Consider the following 17073-nt stretch of genomic DNA (forward strand, 5'->3'; position numbering starts at 1 on the left):
TGACATCAGCCTCACGTCCGCCCACCCCGGGCGCATCTTCCAGAATGCTCTGATCGGCGCGGACGGCGGACCCGGCCCCGTCGCAGAGGCCGCGGCCGGGGCGGGCATCCCTGAGCGGACCCGCCGCCCTATTTCGCCTTCTTCAGGCCGAGATAGTGACTCCGCTCTTCTTTGTCAAGACGTTCGATCGCGTAGCGCAGAGCCGTACGCGGCATGGTGGCGGCGTGCTTGTCCAGGAAGTCCAGCAGCTTCTGGTGGTCTTTCTTGCCGGCCTCGCGCAGCAGCCCTCCGAAAGCCTTGTGGATCAGGTCCTGGTCGTCGTCGAGCAGTATCTCGGCGATTTTGAAGGTGTCGTCCACCTCGCCCTGCCGCACGAAGTAAAGGGTGCTCACGATGGCGGTGCGGCGTTCCCACATGTCTTTCGAGCGCGCCAGCTTGTACAGGATGTCGCGCGGCTTGTCGGACAGATAGCCGCCGACCGCGTGCGGGCTGCCGAGATCGACCAGGTCCCAGTTGTTGATCCTGTCGTGGCGCCGCATGTAGAGGTCGTAGAGCTCCTTCCTGCGGCTTGCGGGCGTCCTTTTGAGGCGGGCCTGCTTGTCCATGACGCTCAGCCCACCGACCCGCACCTCGTGTATCGGGCTCTCCAGCAGTTTTTCGATCTCGCCGGGCGGCATCTCGATGAACTCCTTGGCAAGCCCGAAGACGTCCCTCATCCGCACACCGACGAAAACGTCTCCGTCGCCGTACTCACCGGCGCCGGATTTGAAATAGCGATGAATCTTGTCGGCCTCGTCCGACGGGATGTAGGCCTCCAGCCTTTCGATGAATCGCTCCGCGCTGACGTTCTCCGGCATATCGCACACCCCTTTGCCCGCAGACACACATGAATAGGGTTTCCGTCTTCCGCTCTGCGCGACCAACGTATCGAAGAGCGGCCCAGCCGCGGGCGGATCCCGCGGACGCGGCGTCGAGCCGGCCGGGGCTCATGCGTCGATGACCTCCTAGGTTCATAATCCGCCGCCGCGCGGGCTGTCAAGCGCCGCCAGGCGGTCCGCGCCGGTCGGCCGCAGCGCATTCCAGAGGATGCAGCGGGCTGTGATCACGGGCGACGATGGTCGCGCTCCGGTGTGGCCGGGCGTGGCGTCGCCTCCGCCCGAGCGACCCGTGTCAACACAGGGAGGGACATGAGCAGCCCGGGGTTCGCCGAGGTCAAGCACGTGCCGGTCAACCAGGCCATGCGCAACTATCTGGTCAGGTCCTGCAGTCCGCCCGACCCCGCGGTGAGGATGCTGGCCGAACGCACCGCGGGGGTCGGTGACGCGGCGGGCATGATGGTGCCGGTCGAGCAGGTCGCGCTGCTGACCATACTGGCCAAACTTCAGTCGGCGACGACCATCGTCGACGTGGGGACGTTCACGGGACTGTCGGCACTGGCGCTCGCCCTCGGCCTGGCCCCCGGCGGGCGCGTGATCACCTGCGACGTAACCGACAAGTGGGTGGACATCGCGCGGGAGCACTGGGAGCACGCGGGCGTGGCCGATCGCATCGACTTCCGGCTCGGTCCCGCCGGCCGGACGCTGCGCGAGCTGCCCGCCGACACCGCGGCCGACATCGTCTTCATCGACGCCGACAAGATGAACTACCCCAACTACTACGAGCTGGCCGTCCCGCTGCTGCGCACCGGCGGCCTGCTGGTGGCCGACAACGTGCTGCTCGACGGATACGTCCTGGACCCCGAGCTCGCCGACTCGACGCTACAGCGCAAGTGCGCCGAGACGCTGCGCGTCTTCAACGCCGCGCTCGCCGGCGACGACCGGTTCGACACGGTGATGCTGCCCATCGCCGACGGTCTCACCGTCGCCCGGAAGAAATGAGCTCCGATGACCGACACACTGCCGCTGGCGTCCCCGCCTGCCGGAGGCGAGGACCGGATCCCGCTCTCCTTCCAGCAGGAGTTCCTGCGCATGATGGACCACGGCGACGGCGCGGGGCCCTATGGCCCCCGCTACACCATCGTCGGCGGCTGGCGCATCACCGGTGAGCTCGACCTCGACAGCCTGCGGGGCGCCCTGTACGACGTGGTGGCGCGGCACGAGGCGCTGCGCACCTCGGTCGTCCTCGACGACGGCGAGCCCTACCAGCGGATATTCCCCCCGGCCTGGCCGGACCTGCTGATCCACGACCTCGCCGATCGGGATCGGGGAGACCGGGACGCGGTCGCCGAGCAGTTCCTCAACGAGATCGAGGCCGGCGAGTTCGGCGCCGACGAGATGCCGCTCATGCGGGGAGTGCTGGGCCGGTTCGACCGCCGCGACGCGGTGTTCGTCTTCATGGCCCACCACACCGCGGTCGACGGCTGGTCGGCCCAGATCGTCATGCGTGACCTCGCCGCCTGCTACGCCGCACGGCGTGAGCACCGGGCACCCGACCTACCCGAGGTCCGCCAGCACCGGGAGTACGTGGCCTGGCAGCACGCCAACACAGCCGCGCCCGCGATCGTCGCGGCGCGCGAGTTCTGGCGGGAGAACCTGCGCGGCGCACAGGTGGTGCCCATCCCCACTGACCGCCCCCGGGAGGAGGGCCCGTTCGTCACCGGCTGGCACCGCTTCCTGCTGGAGGAGGAGTTCAGGTCCTCGGCCGCGGCACTGGCCGGCGAGACCCGCAGCTCGCCCTTCATGGTGCTGCTTGCCGCCTACCTGACCTACCTGCGCGAGCAGACCGGCCAGACGGACCTCGTCGTGCCGACCTTCACGCCCGGACGCCACCCCTCCTGGGTCCAGGACACCGTCGGCTCCTTCTACAACCTCCTGCCGCTGCGGACCGACATCTCCGGATGCACGAGCTTCCGCGAGGTGATCGCCAAGGTGCGCGCCACGTGCATCGCGACCTACACCCACGAGATCCCCTTCCTCCAGCTGATCGAGGAGGCCCCCGACCTGATGGCGTCGGTCATGGAGCCGAACTCGGCCGCGTGCGTGTTCCAGGTCGTCCAGTCCCCGTTCATGATGGGCGGCGCGCAGGTCGGCGACCTGCGCTTCACCGCGATGCGCCGGCGGGTGCTGTCGGCGCCGGTGGGCTCGCAGCTGCCCGACGGCGCGCTGTGGACGCTGGAGCTGCAGCCCGAGGGGGACATCGTCGGCAAGATCGGGTTCACCACCAACCTGTTCGACGAGAGCACGGTCACCGCGATGGTGTCCGACTTCCGGCGGGTGCTGCGGGAGACCGTCACCGGGCCGGGGCGGTGAACGGCTGACCGTCTCCGCCGCGCCCGTCGCTCCTCATCGCTTCTCTTCCCCCGCGGGGTAGGCCGGTCGGCCTACCCCGCTCCGGGTCCAGGCACCATGCCGCCCCGCCGTGCCGGCTCACCCGCGGAGCCGACCGCCGCCACCTCGCCCCGGCTCGGCACGGTCCGCACCCACGACTCCACCCGTGAACCGGCCCGGCGCCTGGAGCGCGGCACCGGCCGGATTTCGACAACGGCGGCCGCGCACCCCCCAGCCGCAGCACGGCGAGCCTCCCCCTCCGGACGCCGCCGCCGGCGGCATGTCCGCAGAGGGAGGCTCACGCCCCGCCCGGGCGACCGGTCACCGGCCGGAGCCGACGGGGCTGACGCTCACGGGGACTCCGTTGAACACCGCGTTGCCGGACAGGACGTCGATGACCGACTCATCGGTCAGCGCGTTGGCGTTGACGCCGGCGTGACCGGCCGCGACCCGCTGGGTGCTGCCCTGGTGCCCCCAGCCGTGGGGCAGGCTCACCACACCCGGCATGATCTTGTCGGTCGGCTCGACCGGGACCACGACCTCACCGGCGGCCGAGCGCACCAGGGCCTGCTCACCGAGGCCGAGCCTGGCCACGTCGGCCGGGTTGACGTGCAGCGTGCAGCGGTTGCTGCCGCCGACGAGCGCCGGGGTGTTGTGCAGCCAGCTGTTGTTCGAGCGCAGCTGGCGCCGCCCGATCAGCAGGATCTCCGGCTGCGGCCCGGAGAACCGCTCGCGCAGCCGCTGGAGGTCGCCCACCAGCTTCGGCGCGGCGAGTTCCACCCGGCCGGACGGGGTGTTCAGCAGTTCCTTCAGCCTCGGCTCCAGCGGCCCGAGATCGATGCCGTTGGGATTGTCACGCAGTTTGGCCAGCGACAGACCGTAGGGGCCGAGCTTGAGCATCGCGTCCAGCATCAGCTCGGGCCCGCTGTCGCCCTCCAGCTCCGCGCGCAGCCGCGCCACGTCCTGGCCGGCGAACGGGGAACCGGGCGCCTCGACGGCCCCGGTCAGTATCTGCTGGAGGATCATGTCGTCGAGCGCGGCCGGATCGGCGTCCGCGCCCTGGCCGGAGACGATGAGCGTCAGCCGCGCCAGGATCTCCGCCTCCGAGAGCTGTCCCGGTCCCAGCGGCAGGACCTGCGGGGAGAACCTCGTGTAGTTGCGCACCGTGACGATCAGCAGCAGGAAGTCGTAGTGCGGCATCTGCATGATCCGCGGCGGCGGCAGGATGACGTCAGCGTGCTTGGTCGTCTCGTTCAGGTAGGGGTCGACGCAGACCATGAAGTCCAGGCCGGGCAGCACCCGGTCCAGCTTCGGGCCGTTCGGCGCCGACAGCACGAGGTTGCCGGCGATCGACACCAGCCCCCTGACCTGCCCCTGCCCGGGAGTCTCGATCTCGTCGGCCAGAGTGGCGACGGGGAACTCCCCGAGAGCCTCCGGCAGCCCGCGGACCCGGCTGTGCCAGCGCCCGGTGTCGAACGGCTGGCCGGTGCGGAAGATCTCCAGCGCCGCCGTCCTGGTGAACATCACGCCACCGGGCCGGTCGAAATTGCCGGTCAGGATGTTGACCACGTCGACCAGCCACTGCGCCAGCGTGCCAAACTCGGCGGTCGAGGTGCCGATGCGGGTGTAGACGGCCGCCGTCGGCGCCGCCGCCAGCTCACGGGCCAGCCGCACGACGTGCCCGGCCGGCACTCCGCACACCCGCTCCACGGCCTCCGGGGTGAACTCCGCGGCCAGTTCCCGCAGCTCCTCCAGGCCGTTCACCTCAAGGCCGACGGTGGCGAGATCCTCGCTGAGGAGCGTGTTGACGATCCCGAACAGCAGGAACACGTCGGTGCCCGGCCGTACCGGCAGGTGCTCGTCGGCGAAGGCCGCCGTGCGGGTGCGGCGCGGATCGACGACCACGACCTTGCCGCCACGCTCGCGCAGCCCCTTGAGCCGGGTATGGAAGTCGGGCGCCGCGCACAGCGAGCCGTGCGACTCCAGCGGGTTGGCCCCGATGATCAGCAGGTAGTCGGTGCGGTCCACGTCGGGCACCGCGATGGCGAACGGGTCACCGAACATGAAGCCCGTCGAGATGTGCTTGGGTATCTGGTCGATGGTGCTCGCCGAATAGGTGTTGCGGCTGTTGAGCGCCTGCGTCAGCGGCTGCCGGTACATGAAGCCGGCCATCGTGTGATAGGTCGGGTTGCCGAAGTAGACGGCGAGCGCGTCGCGGCCGTAGGTCTCGATCACCCTGGTCAGGCCCTGGTCGACCAGCCGGAACGCCTCCTCCCAGGTGGCCTCCCGCCAGTTGTCGCCCTCGCGGATCATCGGCACGCGCAGGCGGTCGGGGTCTTCGTCCAGCTGGCCGAGACTGGCGCCCTTGGGACAGATGTATCCCTTGGAGAAGGGATCGTCCGGGTCGCCCTTCACCGACGTCACGTGCCCCGCGTCGTCGAGGGTGAGTCGCAGGCCGCAGACGGCGTCACAGATCGGGCAGGTCCGGTGCGCGGTTCTCATCGCTACTCCTGACGGTCGGCCTCGCCCCATCATGACGTCGGGCCCCGCCCCGCGGATCTTCGAAAATGCGGTGGTCCGCCCGATCCCGGCACCATCCCGCCGACGGGTCGCAATCGAGAAGATGCGGGCGGGGAACGGCCGGTACGACGATACCTCTGCAGGAAGCACCCCCGGTTCCGACGAACGGCGCCGTGCTGATCCGCATCAGCGGCCTCCCATTCCTGAGTAAGGGGCGTCCATGACCATCACACCGCCGCACTCCGCTGATCTGCCGGCGTTCCCGATTCCGCGTCCGTCGGAGTGCCCGTACCGGCCGGCGACGGAACACGTCGAGCTCCGTGAAGAAGGCCCGATGACCAAGGTGCGGCTCTACAACGGTCGCACCGCCTGGCTGGTGACCGGCGCGGCGCAGGCGCGCGCCGTGCTCTCCGACTACCGCAGGGTGTCGATCCGCCCTTACCACGGGAACTATCCCCTGCTCAACGAGGAGTTCGAGAAGGTCGTCGACAGCGGCTACGCCGACGTCCTGTTCGGGGTGGACCCGCCCGAGCACACCAAGCAGCGGCAGATGATCATGCCGCGTTTCTCGTTGCGGCGCAGCGCGCAGCTGCGGCCCGACATCCAGCGCATCGTGGACGAGAAGCTGGACGAGATGATGAGCCAGGGGGCCCCGGCGGACCTGGTCAGCCAGTTCGCCCAGCCGGTGCCGTCGATGGTCATGAGCCTGCTGCTCGGCGTCCCCTACGACGACAACGAGGAGTTCGAGACGCCGGCCAGGAAGCTGTTCGTGCCGGAACTGGCCGAGGAGGCGACCGCGGAGCTGGGCGACTACCTCGACCGGCTGATCCAGAAGAAGGAGAACAACCCGGGCGCCGGCCTGACCGGGCTGATCGACGACCTGATCGTCAACCAGCTGCACAAGGGGACGATCACCCGCTCGGAGCTGGTCCACATCGCCATGGCCATGCTGGTCGCCGGCACCGACACCACCACCAACGTGATCTCACTGGGCACGCTGGCACTGCTGGACAACCCCGAGCAGTGGGAGGCGCTGCGCGCCGACCACAGTCTGATCCCCGGCGCGGTGGAGGAGATCCTGCGCTACGTCTCCCTGGTCGAGGCGTTCGCCCGGGTCGCGGTGGAGGACATCGACCTCGACGGGGGATCGATCAAGGCGGGCGAGGGCATTCTCATCAGCTGCGCCGGGGTCAACTTCGATCCGGCCTCGGCCGCCGACCCCGACACCTTCGAGATCCGGCGGCCGCCCCGCCCCAGCTTCTCCTTCAGCCACGGTATCCACCGCTGCCCCGGCGACAACCTGGCCCGCCTGGAGCTGGAGATCTCCTTCCGGACGCTGGTCGAGCGGATGCCCAACCTACGGCCGGCCGTACCCCTCGACCAACTGCGCAGCAACAACAACGACGGGACCCTGCAGCGGCTCTTCGAGTTCCCGGTGGTCTGGTAGCGACCGCCGGCGCGGTCCGCGGACGCGACCCGGGACCGCCGGGCACGGCGGCCGCCGTAGCGAAGAAAGGGAGCAGCATGCCACACCCACGCACCGACCATGCTCGTGCGGAAGACACCATTGCCGAGACGGAGGTGCCGCGGCAGGGCATCGCCTACCGTGGTGTCGCCTATGACACCGGTACGAACTTCGCGACCGGTCAGGGGGCGCTGTCCCGGACCGCGTGGAGCACGCCCGACATGCTGTCGGAGCTGAGCCTGATCAGCGACCAGCTCAACTGCAACTCGATCACCGTCTACGGCAGCGACCTGGACCGGCTGACCGAGACCGCCACCGCCGCGGTGGAGCACGACCTCCACGTGTGGCTCCAGCCCCGCCTGGTGGACCGGCCGCAGCAGGAGGTCCTGGACCACCTCGCCGAGGCCGCGCGGATCGCCGAGTCGCTGCGGAGCCAGGGCGCCGCGATCAACCTGACCGTCGGCGCCGTGCACCTGCTGTTCACCCCGGGCATCATCCCCGGCGACCAGTATCACGAGCGGATGGCGAACCTGTACGCCGACGCCGAGCACCACCTGCTCACCCCGACCGCGACCGTCGACCTGACGGCCGCGACACCCCGGCTCAACGAGTTTCTGGGGAAGGCCGCCGCGGTGGCCCGCGGGATCTTCAACGACAGGATCAGCTACTCCGCGGCGTACTTCGAGGACGTCGACTGGGGGCTGTTCGACTTCGTCGGCCTCATGTACCAGTACCTGCCGACTCACCTCACCCGCGAGCAGCACCTCGCCGAGGTGGCCCGCTACCGCCGCTGGGACAAGCCGATCCTCATCTCCGAGTTCGGGACCGCGACCTACCAGGGCGCCGAGGAGAAGGCCTTCTTCTTCTGGGACATCGCCGACCGGAGCGGACCCGTGCCCACGATCATCGACGGCCACGTCCGCGACGAGAGCGCCCAGGCCGCCTACCACCTGAAGATGTTCGACGTCTTCGAGGAGGCGGGCGTCGAGGGCGTCGCGGTCTCGGAGTTCATCCACCCGACCCACCCCCACTCGACCGACCCCCGCCTCGACCTGGACACCGCGAGCATGGCCATCGTCAAGACCATCCGCGACGACTTCAGCGACCCGGCCTCCACCTACCGATGGGAGCCGAAGGAGTCCTTCCACGCCATCGCCGACTACTACGCCCACGTCGGCTTCCAGGAGGTCGCGCGGCGCCGGTAGGGGGCGTGCGGCGCCCAGCCGCCACACCGTCCACGGCGGCCGGCCGGCCCGCTCCGCGACATCGGCGTGCCACCGCCCGCGCCACAGTCCGTGCCCGCGCCCTCCGGCGCGGGGACGGGCGCCGCGGAGCGGATCACGCTCTGCGCATCGGAGAAGATGCCGGGAACGTCCGCCACGATCACGATTGATGACGACGCCGCGCCGCAAACGCGCGACGAGTGTCCGAGACGCGAGCCGCAGGCACCTGGGTCCGAGGACGCGACCAAACCGCCGCGGATCCGCGGCCACGGCCATGGACCGGGCTGAGCTGCCGCCTTCCCAGACAAGAGGTGACCATCCATGGCCCTGCCACTAGTGAACTTCCCGGAGACCGACTCCTCGGCCCTGCCGGCCTACCCGCTGCCACGGGAGTGCCCCTACCGGCCGTCCCAGGGCTTCGCACAGCTGCGTGCGCCGGGGCCGCTGACCAAGGTGCGGCTGTACGACGGCCGGACCGCGTGGCTGGTGACCGGACCGGTCGAGGCACGCGCCCTGCTGGCCGACAAGCGGATGTCCAGCCTCGCCCACTACCCCAACTACCCGGTGCTGGACGAGCGGCACAAGCACATGCGGGCCACCCGCGAGATGGCCACGGAGGAGGAGGGCGGCTTCGCCGGGGCGCTGTTCGGAGTGGACCCGCCCGAGCACACCAGGCAACGGCAGATGCTGATCCCCAGCTTCACCACCCGGCGGGTCGCGGTGCACCGGCCGGAGATCCAGCGCATCGTCGACGAGCGGCTGGACGCGATGCTGCAGCAGGGCTCCTCGGCCGACCTGATGACGGCGTTCGCCACGCCGGTGCCCATGATGGTGGTCTGCGCCTTCCTCGGCGTCCCCTACGAGGACCGCGAGTCCTTCGAGGGGCCGGCCCGGGACCTGTTCAACCCGGAGCGGGCCGACCAGGCCATGGAGGAGTTGACCGACTACCTCACCCGCCTGATCCAGGCCAAGGAGAGCGACCCGGGCAACGGCCTGCTCGACGACCTGATCGCCGGTCACGTCCGCAAGGGCGACCTGTCACGCGATGAGCTGATCCAGTTCGCGTTCGCGATCCTGGTCGCCGGCACGGTCACCTCGACCAGCACCATCGCGCTGGGCACCCTCGCCCTGCTGGCGACCCCGGGGCAGTACGCCGCCCTGGCCGACGACCCGGACCTGGTCCCCGGCGCGGTCGAGGAGATCCTGCGCTACGTCACCCTGGTGGAGCAGCTCGCGCGGGTCGCGACCGAGGACATCGAGATCGCCGGAGAGGTCATCAAGGCCGGCGACGGCATCCTCGTCAGCTTCGCGGGCGCCAACATCGACCCGAGCGTGACCTCCCACCCCGACGTCCTGGACATCACCCGGCCGCCCACCAACCACCTCGCCTTCAGCTACGGCATCCACCACTGCATGGGCCACAACCTGGCCCGCCTGGAGCTGGACATCGCCTTCCGCACCCTGGTCAAGCGGGTCCCCACGCTCCGGCTCGCGGTGCCCGCCGAGGAGGTCCCCTCCTACGACGACGGGACCGTGCCGCGGCTGCTGTCGCTCCCGGTCACCTGGTAACGGACCGCGGACCACGGGCCCGGGGCCCGGGTGGTCCGCGGGCGGGCCGCCACCGCGGGGCGCATGCTCACCGCGCGTGAGGGGATGCACCCCGCGTCCGTCCCGGCACACCAGGTGAAAGGCCTGTGGACTCGGAATCCGAGCATCTCAGGAGAAGAGTGCCGAAGGGCCGATACCTAAACTTGCGAGCAGGAGGCGGTGGCATCCGGGGCCAGGCAGATCGGTCACCTCCGTTCTCGTTGGACGTGCCCGTCGCGAGATGAACGACGACGGCTTCCAGCCAGTGCGCACCCTCCTACATCGGCACTCATGATTGGAAGAATCGTGACAATTACCCCGATTCGGACGCAGTCAGCGTCGTCGACCGAGCTGGAAGACCTGGACCGGCGCCACCTCATCCACCCACTGCAGGCGGCCGCCATCTCCGACCGCCTCGTGATCGTCCGCGGCAAGGGCTGCGCCGTCTGGGACGCCGACGGCAACGAACTGCTCGACGCGACCGGCGGCGGACTGTGGCACTCCCACGTCGGGCACGGGCGGCGTGAGCTCGCCGAGGCCGCGGCCAAGCAGATCGAGCAGCTGGAGTACTTCACCAGCTACCAGGAGTTCACCAACGACAAGGCCATCGAGCTGGCCGTCCGCCTCGCCGGGCTCACCCCCACCGACCTGAACAAGGTGTTCTTCACCAGCGGCGGCTCGGAGAGCGTCGAGACCGCGATCAAGGCGGCCCGGCTGTACCACGCCCGGCGGGGCCAGCCGGACCGCACCTGGATCATCTCCCGGCTGTACGGCTACCACGGCGCCAACTACGGCTCCGGCACCCTCACCGGCTTCGAGCCGATGCATCTCAGCGTCGGGCCCAACCTGCCGCACGTGGAGAAGGTCTCGCCGCCCTACCTGTACCGCGCCGCCGAGCTGTACGGTGACCAGGACCCGACCGACTTCCTGATCAACGAGCTCGAGCAGACCATCGAGCGGCTCGGCCCGGGCAACGTCGCCGCCATGATCGGCGAGCCCGTCATGGGCGGTGGCGGCGTGCTGACGCCGCCGGCGGACTACTGGCCCCGGGTACGCCAGGTGCTCAACAAGCACGGCATCCTGCTCATCGCCGACGAGGTCATCACCGCCTTTGGCCGCACCGGCGCCTGGTTCGACTCCGCGCAGCGGGACATGGACCCCGACATCATCACCACCGCCAAGGGCATCACCAGCGGCTACTTCTCCTTCGGCGCGGTGCTGCTGCGCGACGGCATCGGCGACGCGATCACCGAGGACTACGGCTTCTTCCACGGCTACACCTTCAGCGGCCACCCGGTCGGCAGCGCGGTGGCCCTGGCCAACCTCGACATCATGGAGCGGGAGAACCTGCCGGCCAACGCCCTGTCGATCGGCGACTGGTTCCGGGCCGGGCTGGCCCCGCTGGCCGACGTGCCGACCGTCGGCGACGTCCGGGTCGAGGGCGCCGCGGCCGCGATCGAGATGGTCGCCGACCGTCAGACGCGCGAACCGATGGCCTTCCCCGACGTGTTCGGGCTGACCGCCCAGATCCGTGCCAAGCACGGCGTCATCACCCGGCCCTACGCCCACAACATCATCCTCTCGCCGCCGCTGACCATGAACGAGGACGAGGTCCGGCGGGCGAGCGCCGCGATCGTCGACGTGCTGACCCAGACGGCCGCGAACGGCTGACGGGCCACGGCCCTCGGTCACAACCGGATCCACTCGGCGTCCGGCAGGGAGATCACCTTCCCTGCCGGACGCTTCCGTAAGCGGCCCGCGACACCCGGGGCCGGAGGAGCGCGCATGACCACGACCCTGACCCCAACCGAGCGGCAGCTGCGCGGCACGCTGACCACCACGAAGATCGTCTACCTCGTCATCGCGGCGGCGGCGCCGCTGTCCGCCCTGGTCGGGACCCTGCCCCTGGCCTTCGCCATCGGCAACGGCCCGGGCGTGCCCGCCATGTTCGCCTTCGCCGGCGTCACACTGCTGTGCTTCTCGGTCGGGTACGCGGCGATGAGCCGGCACATCGTCAACGCCGGGGGCTTCTACACCTACATCTCCTGCGGGCTGGGCCGGCCGGCCGCCGTCGGCAGCGGCCTGATCGCGGTCATGGCCTACAACACCATCACGATCGGCCTCGTCGGCGCGTTCGCCTACTTCGCCCAGCTGGTGGCGGCCTCCCACGGGGTCGATCTGCCGTGGGAGCTGTGGGCCGCGGCGGCCGTCGCCGTGATGGCGGTGCTCGGCTACCGGCAGATCGACCTCAGCGCCCGGGTGCTGTCGGTGCTCATCATCGGCGAGATCGCGATCCTGGTGCTGCTGGTGGCCGCCATCCTGCTGCGCGAGGGAACGGCCGCGCTGCCGGCCGCCTCGTTCGCGCCCGGCACGGTGGTCGGCGCCGGGATCGGCGTGTCGATGATGTTCGCCTTCTGTTCCTTCGTCGGCTTCGAGTCCACGGCGCTCTACGGCGAGGAGACCAGCGACCCCAGACGCAGCGTGCCGCTGGCGACCTACGCGGCGGTGACCGTGATCGCGGTGTTCTACGCGCTCACCAGCTGGGTGGTGGTCGGCGCCGTCGGGCCGTCCCGGGTCCAGGAGGTGGCGGCCGCCCAGCTGGGCAACCTGTTCTTCGGGCTGAGCGACGACTACCTGAGCAAGGCGGCGACCGTGACGATGCAGGTCCTGCTCTGCACCAGCCTCTTCGCCGCGATGCTGGCCATGCACAACGCCTCCAACCGGTACCTGTTCGTCCTGGGCCGCGAGCGGCTGCTGCCCTACTGGCTGCAGGCGGTGCACCCGCGGCACAGATCGCCGCACCGGGCCAGCCTCGTGCAGACCACGCTCACCGTCGTGCTGGTGGCGGCCTTCGCCCTCGTCGGGCTCGACCCGTACGTGAACCTGTCCACCAGCATGATCGGGATCGGTACGCTCGGCGTCGTCGTGCTGCAGGCACTGGCCACGCTGTCGGTCATCGGATTCTTCCGAGGCCGCCCCGACCGCCACTGGTGGCGCACCGGGCTGGCGCCGCTGCTCGGGTTCGCCGGGCTGGCGGTCGCCGGTGTGCTGCTGCTGGACAACTTCGCCCTGATGACCGGCACCACCGCGGTCGTGGTGACCTCGCTGCCCTGGCTGATCCTGGCCGCCGGTGTGGCCGGTATCGGCTACGCGCTCTGGATGCGGGCCGCGCGGCCCGAGCGCTACGCCGCCCTGGCCGGCGTCCAGCGCCGCGACCAGGCCGGCCAGGGGGCCGCATCCCGGCCCTGACCGGCGGACACGCCACGCCGTACGTGCTCACCCCGCCCTACACCGCTATCTTCCTGTCCACGACCGACCAGCTCGCGTCACGAACGATCTTCATCGCCTCGTCGACGTGCGCACGGTGGGTGCGGTGGTTGAGCACGCACAGCCGCAACGTGAACCGGTCCTGGATCTGGGTGCTGGTCAGGGCCACCCGGCGGCTGGCGTGAATGGTCTCCAGCAACCGGCGGTTCACCGCGTCGCCGCCGGGGGCGCGGAAGGTGAGGACCGTCAGGTCCGGAGCCGGCGTCTCCAGCAGCGGCATGTCCAGCAGTTCGCGGTGGACCACCTGGGCCAGGTCCAGCTTCTCGTCGAGCGTGGCGCGGAAGGCGCCGACCCCGTACAGATGCAGCGGCAGCCACAACCGCAGACCGCGGAAGGGACGGCTCAGCTCCGTGCCGAGGTCGGCGTAGTTGGGCAGCCGGGAATCCAGCTGCAGATCCTGCAGGTAGGCGGCGTCGGCGCCCTGCGCGGCCGCCAGCGTGCGCACGTCGCGCGTCAGCAGGACGCCCGTGCCGTAGGGCAGGAACAGCGACTTGTGCGGATCGAGGGTGATCGAGTCGGCCCGCTCGATGCCCGACAGCTTCGCCCGGCCCCGGCTGGTCAGCTGGAAGGCCCCGCCGTAGGCGGCGTCGACGTGGAACCACAGGCCCTGCCGCCCGGCGACGTCGGCGAGGTCGGCGAGCGGGTCGATCGTGCCGGTGTTCGTCGTGCCGGCGGTGCCGACCAGCAGGAACGGCCTCCTGCCGGCCGCACGGTCGGCGGCGACCAGTTCCTCGACCGCACCGGGGTCCATCCGGTGGTCGGCGGTGACCGGCACGGTGCGCAGCTGATCCGGTGCGAACCCGGCGATCCGCGCGGCCTTCGCGACGCTGTGGTGGGTGTGCTCGGTGACATAGACGGTCCCGGTGCCCGGTGGCCCGCCGAGCAGCTCCTGGCGCGCGGCCAGCAGCGCCGACAGGGTGCCGCCGGACGCGCCGCTCGTGAGCAGCCCGCCGGCCGTCTGCGGGAGCCCGAACACCCCGCAGAGCCACCGGATCACACCGTGCTCCATGGCCACCAGCGCGGGCGCCATGGCACCCGAGCCCGTGTAGCGGTTCACGGTGGAGGCGAGGAGCTCGGCCACCGCCGACGCGAAAAGGCCACCGCCGGGAAAGTAGGCGAAACAGCCGGGGCCCGCGGTCTCCACCGCCTTCGAGGCGGCGTGCCGGAAGGTCTCCAGCAGCCCGTCGAAGTCACCGGCGTGATCGCCGGGCGGTGCGAGCAGATCGGCCCGCATGCGGTCGGAGACATCGAGGTCGGCGGCAGGGGCCTCGTTCAGCGAACCGACGAAATCGGACACGAACGAGGTCGCCGAAGTCATCATCGCCGCCAGCTCGTCCCCGCTCGGCTCCAGGGGGAACAGTGACATGAGCGCTTACTCCTAACTGTGAAGGCGCGCGGGCGACGCCGGATGCGTCGGCTGCAGCGGCGGCAGGGTGAAGGCGTGCATGCGGCCGGCGTGGATCACCGGCCGTCTCCAGTCGGAGTGGTCCAGCGGGGCCAGGCCGTGACGCTGCCTGCGGGTGGCCTCGATGCTGGCGGCACGTGCCGTGACGTCCCTGCCGCTGGCCTGGGCGATCTGCTGGATCCGCTCGGCGCCGAAGTTGACCGGAAGGGCCTGGCTGAACTCCGTGGCGCTGACCTGCAGCCACCCGTGGGTGTCCTCCTTGATCCCGTCGGCGAGCCGCCTTATCGCGACGTCCTGGCCGACCTGGGCCTGCCTGTCCTTCCAGTAGGCCAGCAGCCGGTGGGCGTGTCCCACCATGCCGGTGATGGCGCCGCCGCTGGTCATGAAGTTCCCGTTGCCGAACGAGTCGCCGGCGATCACGCCGTTGGCGGCCACCAGCGGGTCCGCCCCGACCCGTTCGACCAGGCTGAACATCTTCGGCCCGTAGGACGTCGCGACCTTCTGCAGATGCTCCTTCGGCATCTCCAGGATGTGCGCGGCCTGCTCCAGGTAGTAGTCACGGAGCATGTGACGGTAGGCGGCGTAGTATTCCAGCGACTCCCGGTCGGTGCCGGGCGGCACCAGGCCGGCCACGATGGGGTCGAAGACCTTGAAGTCCGGGACCTGGACCAGCACCCAGCCGATCGCGGGATCCCCCTCGTGACCGACCGCGATCTGCCGGACCCAGAACTCGCGACCATCCTCGTCGAATTCGGAGGCGATGCGCCGCCGGAGACGGCCGTCCACCAGCACCCCCAGCAGGCCGGCCAGATAGTCCGCCTGGGCCACCACCGGCCCCTGGCCGTCGTCGTGGTCGACCTTCACATCCTCCTGCCTGAACCCCAGCCGATCGGCGTCGTCGCTGTCGAAGCCCTGGGCGACCATGAACAACTCGGGCACGCCCAGATCGATCAGGTCGCTGCCGGGTATCCGCACCCGGTGGAACCTCCCCCGGTAGTCCAGCTCCCGGAGCGCTTCGATGCGCACCCTCTTGCGGCCGTCGGGGAGCTCGGTGAAGCCGTCGTCGCCGAGCGCGACCCGGTGGTGGGTGAAAAGGCGGACCCGCGGGGACTCCACCCCGGCCTCCAGGTCCAGCCGCTCGATCTCCTCCAGATAGCGCCGCAGCAGGATCAGCAGCTGCAGGGCTCCGGTCTGGAACATGGACGGGCTGTCCAGCACCTCGACCATGTCGGTGCCGGTCCGCCGCGGGTCCGGCTCGACGGGCGGCTCGGCCGCGTCCAGCACAGTGATCACCCGGTGGGGCGCGCCGTCCTTCCAGCGGTCGTCGATGAACTCGGTGTGGTGGATGAGGCCGGCGATGCGCGCGGTGGAGAAGCCCAGGAACAGCTCGTCCGTCGCGATGGGGCCCGCGGGCCAGTCCGGCCGGTACAAGCACTCGGCGAGGCGGAAGACACTGCCGTCACCGCGATGCGGCACCCGCTCCTCGCCGTAGCGCTCCAGCATCATCTGGTCGATGATGCCCAGATGGTGGTACAGCTCCTCACGGATGTTCCAGTGCACCCCGAGCGAGGGGTCGCCGCGCATGTCGACGCCGACGGCACGGCGGCCCATGGCCACCGTCCACAGCATGGCCATCATGTTCGTGCAGCCCAGACCCAGCGCCAGGAAATCCGGATCGCGTACGCCCCTCAGATCGTCCGTATGGTCGCTCTGGTTGAACGGGACATAATCCATGTCGGGCTGATTCATTTCGCGCTCCTCCCCGGTATTCATTTGTCGACGCCACAGAAAAAGAGTCTCGACCGGCCATCGCCGGTACGATTGAATTGAACCGATTCAGTAATCGACCTCTTCATGCCCTTCTCTTTCCTTGGTCCGCCGACTTTTCCTCCAGAACCAACTCTGCGCGTCCCGCGGCACGCAAACCAGGAATCTCGGTTGCAGGAAGCTGCCCGTGATTGCAGCTTCCTGCCACGCCGCCGCATCCGGGCGGCCGCGACGCCGTGTCGAATACCGGAGCAGGAGTGCGTAGAGAAAAGAGGGCGCAGGCACACCGGCAGGCGTCTTTGACGGGGGAGGCCCGGCACCGGTCCTGCGCTCCGGCAAAGGGCCGGATGCCGTTCCGGGACGGAGATTCATGAGGCCGGTCCCGACGGCCGAAAGCGCCGGGCCGGCCAGGCCCGTACGCCGCGGTCCACGCCGACCCCCCGGTCAGGGCGGCGCCACGGGCGGTGGAGCCGGCCGGCCCGGCGCGCCCGCCGCCACGGCCGCCGGCAGGAG

At 70.1% G+C, this 17073-nt stretch carries 11 protein-coding genes; 7 read left to right on the forward strand and 4 right to left on the reverse strand.

Annotation, left to right across the window (positions count from 1 at the left end):
• Positions 1-128: 128 nt before the first annotated feature.
• Positions 129-857, reverse strand: a complete 729-nt coding sequence (locus tag ACZ6R6_RS40005) for a DNA alkylation repair protein (RefSeq protein WP_470102145.1) — start codon at positions 855-857, stop codon at positions 129-131.
• 330 nt (positions 858-1187) lie between these two features.
• Here ACZ6R6_RS40005 and ACZ6R6_RS40010 point away from each other — a divergent pair, with 330 nt between their 5' ends.
• Entirely contained in the window at positions 1188-1877 is a 690-nt protein-coding gene (locus tag ACZ6R6_RS40010) for an O-methyltransferase (protein WP_470102146.1), read from the forward strand.
• A 6-nt stretch (positions 1878-1883) separates the two neighbouring features.
• The gene (locus ACZ6R6_RS40015; protein ID WP_470102147.1) at positions 1884-3248 is read left to right on the forward strand and encodes a condensation domain-containing protein; all 1365 of its coding nucleotides are present in this window, start codon (positions 1884-1886) and stop codon (positions 3246-3248) included.
• A 339-nt stretch (positions 3249-3587) separates the two neighbouring features.
• Here ACZ6R6_RS40015 and ACZ6R6_RS40020 read toward each other — a convergent pair whose 3' ends face one another.
• On the reverse strand, positions 3588-5768 hold the full coding sequence (locus ACZ6R6_RS40020; RefSeq protein WP_470102148.1) for a molybdopterin oxidoreductase family protein: 2181 nt from the start codon (positions 5766-5768) through the stop codon (positions 3588-3590).
• Positions 5769-6120: 352 nt separating this feature from the next.
• Here ACZ6R6_RS40020 and ACZ6R6_RS40025 point away from each other — a divergent pair, with 352 nt between their 5' ends.
• The 5 genes from ACZ6R6_RS40025 (at position 6121) to ACZ6R6_RS40045 (ending at position 13310) form a co-directional block, all read left to right on the forward strand.
• Entirely contained in the window at positions 6121-7233 is a 1113-nt protein-coding gene (locus ACZ6R6_RS40025; RefSeq protein WP_470102149.1) for a cytochrome P450, read from the forward strand.
• 77 nt (positions 7234-7310) lie between these two features.
• The gene (locus ACZ6R6_RS40030; RefSeq protein WP_470102150.1) at positions 7311-8456 is read left to right on the forward strand and encodes a hypothetical protein; all 1146 of its coding nucleotides are present in this window, start codon (positions 7311-7313) and stop codon (positions 8454-8456) included.
• 339 nt (positions 8457-8795) lie between these two features.
• Positions 8796-10043 carry a cytochrome P450 gene (locus ACZ6R6_RS40035; protein WP_470102151.1) on the forward strand — a complete coding sequence of 416 codons (1248 nt, stop codon included), beginning with the start codon at positions 8796-8798 and terminating at the stop codon, positions 10041-10043.
• Between the two features lie 324 nt (positions 10044-10367).
• Entirely contained in the window at positions 10368-11732 is a 1365-nt protein-coding gene (locus ACZ6R6_RS40040; protein ID WP_470102152.1) for an aminotransferase family protein, read from the forward strand.
• A 114-nt stretch (positions 11733-11846) separates the two neighbouring features.
• On the forward strand, positions 11847-13310 hold the full coding sequence (locus ACZ6R6_RS40045; RefSeq protein ID WP_470102153.1) for an APC family permease: 1464 nt from the start codon (positions 11847-11849) through the stop codon (positions 13308-13310).
• 37 nt (positions 13311-13347) lie between these two features.
• On the opposite strand, the gene ACZ6R6_RS40050 is transcribed toward ACZ6R6_RS40045, so the two are convergent.
• The gene (locus ACZ6R6_RS40050) at positions 13348-14754 is read right to left on the reverse strand and encodes a pyridoxal phosphate-dependent decarboxylase family protein (RefSeq protein WP_470102154.1); all 1407 of its coding nucleotides are present in this window, start codon (positions 14752-14754) and stop codon (positions 13348-13350) included.
• 12 nt (positions 14755-14766) lie between these two features.
• A complete protein-coding gene (locus tag ACZ6R6_RS40055) occupies positions 14767-16542 on the reverse strand; it encodes a hypothetical protein (RefSeq protein ID WP_470102155.1) in 1776 nt (591 codons plus the stop codon).
• Positions 16543-17073 lie beyond the last annotated feature (531 nt).

This window comes from Streptosporangium sp. NPDC048886 (assembly GCF_055586905.1).

What these genes read in the sequence shown, in the direction of transcription:
- ACZ6R6_RS40005 (WP_470102145.1), bottom strand. Translation starts at nt 857, where the DNA reads ATGCCGGAGAACGTCAGCGCGGAGCGATTCATCGAAAGGCTGGAGGCC.
- ACZ6R6_RS40010 (WP_470102146.1), top strand. Translation starts at nt 1,188, where the DNA reads ATGAGCAGCCCGGGGTTCGCCGAGGTCAAGCACGTGCCGGTCAACCAG.
- ACZ6R6_RS40015 (WP_470102147.1), top strand. Translation starts at nt 1,884, where the DNA reads ATGACCGACACACTGCCGCTGGCGTCCCCGCCTGCCGGAGGCGAGGAC.
- ACZ6R6_RS40020 (WP_470102148.1), bottom strand. Translation starts at nt 5,768, where the DNA reads ATGAGAACCGCGCACCGGACCTGCCCGATCTGTGACGCCGTCTGCGGC.
- ACZ6R6_RS40025 (WP_470102149.1), top strand. Translation starts at nt 6,121, where the DNA reads ATGACCAAGGTGCGGCTCTACAACGGTCGCACCGCCTGGCTGGTGACC.
- ACZ6R6_RS40030 (WP_470102150.1), top strand. Translation starts at nt 7,311, where the DNA reads ATGCCACACCCACGCACCGACCATGCTCGTGCGGAAGACACCATTGCC.
- ACZ6R6_RS40035 (WP_470102151.1), top strand. Translation starts at nt 8,796, where the DNA reads ATGGCCCTGCCACTAGTGAACTTCCCGGAGACCGACTCCTCGGCCCTG.
- ACZ6R6_RS40045 (WP_470102153.1), top strand. Translation starts at nt 11,847, where the DNA reads ATGACCACGACCCTGACCCCAACCGAGCGGCAGCTGCGCGGCACGCTG.
- ACZ6R6_RS40050 (WP_470102154.1), bottom strand. Translation starts at nt 14,754, where the DNA reads ATGTCACTGTTCCCCCTGGAGCCGAGCGGGGACGAGCTGGCGGCGATG.
- ACZ6R6_RS40055 (WP_470102155.1), bottom strand. Translation starts at nt 16,542, where the DNA reads ATGAATCAGCCCGACATGGATTATGTCCCGTTCAACCAGAGCGACCAT.